The organism is Phenylobacterium sp. (assembly GCF_030654915.1).
GTDB lineage: Bacteria > Pseudomonadota > Alphaproteobacteria > Caulobacterales > Caulobacteraceae > Phenylobacterium.
The window spans coordinates 1-5,700 of record NZ_JAURWM010000210.1 but is presented as its reverse complement, the minus strand read 5'-3'; the positions used below and the strand labels follow the sequence as shown (position 1 = coordinate 5,700).

At 69.4% G+C, this 5,700-nt stretch carries 6 protein-coding genes; 3 read left to right on the top strand and 3 right to left on the bottom strand.

The features are described 5' to 3' along the window. Positions 1-124: 124 nt before the first annotated feature. Complete coding sequence (gene hisC / locus Q7T84_RS10695) at positions 125-1,189, bottom strand: histidinol-phosphate transaminase (protein WP_304808586.1); 1,065 nt, start codon at positions 1,187-1,189, stop codon at positions 125-127. 144 nt (positions 1,190-1,333) lie between these two features. Between hisC and Q7T84_RS10690 the strand changes: the two genes are divergently transcribed. Together Q7T84_RS10690 and Q7T84_RS10685 are read left to right on the top strand one after the other, a co-directional pair. Further along, entirely contained in the window at positions 1,334-2,134 is an 801-nt protein-coding gene (locus Q7T84_RS10690; protein ID WP_304808584.1) for a class I SAM-dependent methyltransferase, read from the top strand. A gap of 3 nt (positions 2,135-2,137) precedes the next feature. Next, positions 2,138-2,797 carry a Type 1 glutamine amidotransferase-like domain-containing protein gene (locus Q7T84_RS10685; RefSeq protein WP_304808582.1) on the top strand — a complete coding sequence of 220 codons (660 nt, stop codon included), beginning with the start codon at positions 2,138-2,140 and terminating at the stop codon, positions 2,795-2,797. A gap of 205 nt (positions 2,798-3,002) precedes the next feature. Here Q7T84_RS10685 and Q7T84_RS10680 read toward each other — a convergent pair whose 3' ends face one another. Further along, on the bottom strand, positions 3,003-3,614 hold the full coding sequence (locus tag Q7T84_RS10680) for a hypothetical protein (protein WP_304808580.1): 612 nt from the start codon (positions 3,612-3,614) through the stop codon (positions 3,003-3,005). 180 nt (positions 3,615-3,794) lie between these two features. Between Q7T84_RS10680 and Q7T84_RS10675 the strand changes: the two genes are divergently transcribed. Then, complete coding sequence (locus tag Q7T84_RS10675; RefSeq protein WP_304808578.1) at positions 3,795-4,664, top strand: dienelactone hydrolase family protein; 870 nt, start codon at positions 3,795-3,797, stop codon at positions 4,662-4,664. Positions 4,665-4,680: 16 nt separating this feature from the next. Here the strand turns inward: Q7T84_RS10675 and Q7T84_RS10670 are convergent, their stop codons facing one another. Next, a complete protein-coding gene (locus Q7T84_RS10670) occupies positions 4,681-5,490 on the bottom strand; it encodes a hypothetical protein (protein WP_304808576.1) in 810 nt (269 codons plus the stop codon). Between the last annotated feature and the right edge of the window lie 210 nt (positions 5,491-5,700).

Here is a 5,700-nt window from a genome sequence, read left to right as displayed (position 1 = left end):
CATCGGTCCCTCCCCTTCGCGGCTCTTCAGGAGCCGTCTGTCTCTGCGTTTGCGGGGCAGGTTATCGCAAGGCGAGGGGAGGTAAAGCCGGCGTGGATGTTGACGTGGCGTCGCGCGACCGCTTTCAGCCCTCGCCCACGATCTCGGCCAGGGCCGACAGCAGCCGGTCGACCTGCGGCTCGGTCCCGACACTGATCCGCAGATAGTCGGCGGTGCGCGGACCGGCGAAATGGCGCACCAGCACCGCCCGCTCGCGCAGGGCCGCCGTCAAGGCCGCGCCCTCATGGCCCGGGCGCCGCGCGAACACGAAATTGGCCGCCGAGGGCAGCACCTCGAAACCCAGCTCCACCAGCCCCTGCGTCATCCGCTCGCGGGTGGCGATGACGGCGGCGCGCCCGGCCTGGAAGAACGCTTCGTCCTCGACCGAGGCGATGGCCCCGGCCTGGGCCGGGCGGCCGAGCGGATAGGAGTTGAAGCTGTCCTTCACCCGCACCAGCGCCTCGATCAGGGCCACATCGCCGATGGCGTAGCCGACCCGCAGGCCCGCCAGCCCCCGCGACTTCGACATGGTCTGCACCACCAGCAGGTTGGGATGGTCGGCGATCAGCGGGATGGCGCTCTCGCCGCCGAAATCGACATAGGCCTCGTCGATCACCACCGGAATGTCGGGATGCTCGGCGAGCAGGCCGGCGATCTGCGCGCGGCTCAAGGCCACCCCGGTTGGCGCGTTCGGATTGGGCAGGATGATCGCCCCGGCCGGGCGGCGATAGTCGGCCGGGTCGATGGCCAGGGTCGCGTCCAGCGGCACGGTCACGTGCTCGATCCCAAACAGCCGGCAATAGACCGGATAGAAGCTGTAGCTGATGTCGGGGAACAGCAGCGGCGCCTCGTGCTTCAGCAGGGCGGCGAAGGCGTGGGCCAGCACCTCGTCCGAACCGTTGCCGACGAACACCTGCGCCGGGCTCACCCCGTGATAGGCGGCCAGGGTCTCGCGCAGGGCAAGGGCCTGGGGATCGGGATAGAGCCGCAGAGCCTCATTCGCCGCCGCGCTGATCGCCGCCATCGCGCGCGGCGAGGGGCCGAACGGGCTCTCATTGGTGTTCAGCTTGACCAGCCCCTCGATGCGCGGCTGCTCGCCGGGCACATAGGGTTTCAGGTCGTGCACCAGGGGGCTCCAGAAGCGGCTCATCGATCCCTGTCCTGTCTCACTGCGGCGGTGAGCGCCGTCATGGGCCAAGACCGGCCCGTGACGCAAGCCCACTCAGGGTGGTGTTGGCCCTGGCGCAGCCGCCGGTTTTGGCCTTAGTCTCCCGCCTCACCTAGGGGCTTTCCCATGCGAGATCCGCTGCGCCGCGCCGTCCACCGAGGCCTGGAGCTGACCGGCCTGATCGGTCCGCTGCACCGCCGCCAGGAGCGCGAGCTGGTCCGTAGCTTCGCCAGCGAGGCGGTCGACGACCAGCGGCCGATGCCGCCGGCCGAGCTGATCGTCCTGGTGGCCGGCGCCTCTGGCCACGCCTGGTTCTCCGAGCGCGGCCGCGCGGACGCCGAGCGGTTCCTGGCCCTGGCCGCCAAGCATGGCCTCACCGGTCCGCTGGATGTCTGGGACCTGGGCTGCGGCTGCGGCCGCATCGCCCGCTGGGCGGCGCCTGAGGTTATCGCCGGCGGCGGGACCTTCCACGGCTCGGACATCAACCGGCGCCTGCTGGACTGGTGCGCTGGCGCCCTGCCCGGGACCTACTTCGTCAACCGCCTGACGCCGCCGGTGAAGCTGGCGCCCGCCTCGATCGACCTCGTCTACGCCTATTCCGTCCTCACCCACCTGCGCGAGAAGGGGACCCGCGCCTGGCTGGCCGAGACCGCCCGCACCCTGCGCCCCGGCGGGATCGCCCTGCTGACCTTCCACGACGAGGACTACGCCCGCGCCTGGGGGCCTGCCGAGGTCCCGCCGCTGTTGGCCGCGCAGGACTATGTGGTCTGGAACGACGCGCTGGAGGGCTCCAACTACCTCTCGGCCTGGACCAGCCGCGCCTATTTCACGCAGATGGCGCAGGAGCATTTCGAGGTGCTGGAGATCATCCCCGGCCAGACCGACACCGCCGTCCAGGCCACCGCCGTCCTCAAGCGCCGGGCCTGAGCCATGCGGTTCTACCTATCCTCCTACCGGAGCGAGGAAACAGCGGGCCATCTGCTGGACCTGGCCGGCGGCCCCTGCCGGGCCGTGGTGATCGCCAACGCCGTCGACATGATCACGGCCGCCGAGCGCCAAGCCTACGCCCGCAAGATCCACGATCCGGTCTTCGAGCTGCGCGAGGCCGGCCTGGACGCCGCCGATCTCGACCTGCGCGACTATTTCGCAAACCCCGCGGCGCTGGAGCGCGACCTGGCGAATGTCGGCCTGGTCTGGGCCGTGGGCGGCAACGCCTTCCTGTTGCGCCGCGCCCTGCGCCAGAGCGGCCTGGACCACATCCTCGCCCGGCGTCTCGCCGAGGACAGCCTGGCCTATGGTGGCTGGAGCGCCGGCGCCTGCGTGGCCGGCTCGACCCTGCGCGGCCTGCACCTGATGGACGCGCCGGAACTGATCATCCCCGGCTATGACCGCGAGATCATCTGGGAGGGCATGGGCCTGGTCGACTTCGCCATCGTCCCGCACTTCGCCTCGGACCACCCTGAGGCCCAGGCCGCCGACCGCGCCGCCGCCTATCTGGCGGCCAACGCCATCCCCCACCGCACCCTGCGCGACGGGCAAGCCATCCGGCGCCGTGGCGACCAGACCCTGGTCATCGGCGCGCCGATCTAGGCGCGCTCACCTCTCAAACCTTCGTCATCCTAGGCCTCGTGCCTAGGACCCCTCTAGCGGTCGCACTGAAAACCAGAGGGATGCGCCGCCAATCACGCTGCCACCCGGCATCGCCTTGCAGCCGATCAAGGGGTCCTAGGCACAAGGCCTAGGATGACGAACGGGGAAGCGAACGCTCCAAACCCCAACCGCCTCAGCCCCCGCCTCAAGGCCGATAGGTCTTGGCCGTCAGCCGTCCGATCAGGCCCTCCAGCCTAGCGACCTCGGCCTTGGCCGACCTGAAGGTGGCGGGCGTCGCCTCTATCACGACCATGTCGATGTTGAACTCCAGCCACCGCTTCTGCTCGGCCCGGGCCTCCAGGTACATGTCCAGGAATTCCTCGTGGCGTTTCAGCCAGCCATAGACCGCCTTCGCCGACGGCATCGCCGGATCGGCGGTGATCGCCATGATGGTCTCGCCGGCCGCCACCCGCTCGCAGAACGCCGCGCCCCAGGCCCGCCGATAGGTGCTCTTCCTGCCCCCAAAATGGGGCTTCCGCAGACCTAGTCTGATCTCATGCGGCACGCGCCAGGCGTCGGACACATGCTTCAGTCGCCGATTCTGGATCTTGCCCTCGGCCAAGTGGCGTCGCACCCGCTCGTACATCGCCGCGAACTCAGGGTGCATCTTGCGCCACTGCCGGAGTGTCGCGCGGCACGGCATGGCCGGATCGGCGCAGATCGCGTTCAGCGTCTCTCCGGCATCGATCCGTGCACAGATCACCTCGCCAAACTCTCGACGGTACTGCGATCCGCCCGCGCCTCCCGTGTGATCCATCGGCGGCACGAACCGCTGACGCGGCGGGACCCAAGGCTTGTCGGCGGAGGAAGGCACCTGTGAAGTTTACCCCGAAAGAACGCTCAAGATAAGAACAAAATAGGAACTTTTGCACCCCCTGGCGCGCCGTCGCGAACGTGCAACACTCCTGTCCCACGATGGCGGCGGAGGCGTTCGGATATGGCCAAACGGCGCTGGCGGATCTTGGCGGGGCTTGGACTGGCGCTGGCGGCCGGCGTGGTCGCTATAGCGGCGGTCTATGTCGCGACGATCTGGCGGCCCCATTTCCTGGCGCCGTCCGCCCGCGCCAGCCATGCCAAGTTCATGGCCTCGGGACTGGAGTTGGTGACGCCGCCCGGCCCCGGCCCGTTCCCCACGGTGCTTCTCATCCATGGCTGCGGGGGACTTCGCGGCCCCTACGAGCCCAACCCTATCATGGACGAATACGCCGCCTCGGCGGTCAAGGCCGGATGGGCGGCCGCCATCCTCGACAGCTACGCCCCCCGCGATTGGGAAGCGCGCTGGGCGCGCATCAGGGTGTGCAGCGGGCTGAGGCTCAGGGGGTTCCACCGCGCCGCCGACGTCCTGGCCGGCCTCGACGTCTTGCAGGATGACCCGCGTATCGACCCTCGCCATCTGCGCATCGCCTCTTGGAGCCACGGCGGCTGGGCGGTCGGCGATCTGCTCACCCTGCGCGACCCCGGCGACGGCAGCTTCCGCCGGACCATGGCGGGGGTCGAGGCCATCTACTTCACCTATCCCTTCTGCGCATTTCCCGCGCAGGCCGGACGCAGGGACTGGACCTGGAAGGGCGACGTCCGCTGGGTCTTCGCCGAGCATGACACCGTCCAGAGCCAGGCCGGCTGCCAGCCGATGATCGAACGCGCCCGCCGGGCCGGCGCCCGGACCGACACCATTGTCTTCCCAGGCGTGACTCACGCCTTCGACGAGCGCCTGACCACGCCCGACTCGACCTTCCGGTTCGATCCGCGGGCCGCCGCCCGCGCCCACGCCGAGTTCATCGCCTGGCTACAGACCCCGGCGGGCTGATCGGGCGAAGCGCGCCTCAGTTCATCCGGACCGGTTCGATCTGGTCGCCGCTGACGCTCCAGCCCTGCTTCGGCGCGGTGATCACGGCGACCGGCTTGCCCATCCACAGCGACAAGAAGACGTGGATCTCGGTCGGCGTGGGGTCCATCACATGGCTGACCACCGCCATCGCCCCGTCCCCGGCGCCTGCCGGCGGCGCGCCGATATCGAGGCACGTCTTGGTGAAGGCGCGTTCCGAAACAACCGCCCCGTCCGGGGCGACTTCGATCTCGTAGTGGCCGCCGAATGGATACTCGCCGGCGGTGGCCATGGGGCTCAGCAGATAGACAGAGGTCGGCTGGCCCGCCTGTCGCGGGACCACCACGACATTGAAGGGGCCGCTCGTGCAGCGCGCCTTCCCGTTCCCGTGGCTCATCGCCACCTGGCGCGCCCTGACCAGCGCCAGGGTCTCGCGCGTCAGGGTGCGGTCGTCGTCAGCGGCGAAGACGCGGCTCTGGACCACCTTGGACCCGCGCATATCGGCCCGGAACAGGGCGTAGATCGCCTCGCCCTCGACGCCGTAATAGGTCACCCGCAACAGATCGCCCTGCGGCTCGACCACCCACCCGCCGTCGGCTGGGAGCGAGGCCGTGGGTATCCGCCGCATCATCTCGTCGGTGGCGTGCCACGCGGCCTGATCATAGGGGTAGATCAACCGGCCCCGCTCGGCCGCACGGGAGATCGCCGCCTGCTCGGCCACCGAGGGCCTCGGCGGCGGCTTGGCCAGGGCGCCGCTTCCCATCGGGATCGCCAGCAAGGCCATAACAAGAGCCCAACGCGCCGCCATCTATCCGCCCCTGCGTGCAATTCAAGATAGCAAGCTAGACTATGGTGTCGCGGCTGGCGGGGCGGCCCGTGTGCTAGGGTCCCGACTCAATCGGGGTCGAGAAAATTCAACACCTTGTCACCGACCCCGCTCATCGTGGCGACGGCCGGCGACTGTGTTGAGGGTCAAGGCTGGTTGGTTCGCCAGGGCCGGTCGGCTTTGAGCATCCCA

Bases quoted from the DNA above. Each gene is read 5' to 3' on its own strand.
- Q7T84_RS10685 (WP_304808582.1), top strand. From the start codon at position 2,138: ATGCGGTTCTACCTATCCTCCTACCGGAGCGAGGAAACAGCGGGCCAT.
- Q7T84_RS10680 (WP_304808580.1), bottom strand. From the start codon at position 3,614: ATGGATCACACGGGAGGCGCGGGCGGATCGCAGTACCGTCGAGAGTTT.
- Q7T84_RS10690 (WP_304808584.1), top strand. From the start codon at position 1,334: ATGCGAGATCCGCTGCGCCGCGCCGTCCACCGAGGCCTGGAGCTGACC.
- Q7T84_RS10675 (WP_304808578.1), top strand. From the start codon at position 3,795: ATGGCCAAACGGCGCTGGCGGATCTTGGCGGGGCTTGGACTGGCGCTG.
- hisC (WP_304808586.1), bottom strand. From the start codon at position 1,189: ATGAGCCGCTTCTGGAGCCCCCTGGTGCACGACCTGAAACCCTATGTG.
- Q7T84_RS10670 (WP_304808576.1), bottom strand. From the start codon at position 5,490: ATGGCGGCGCGTTGGGCTCTTGTTATGGCCTTGCTGGCGATCCCGATG.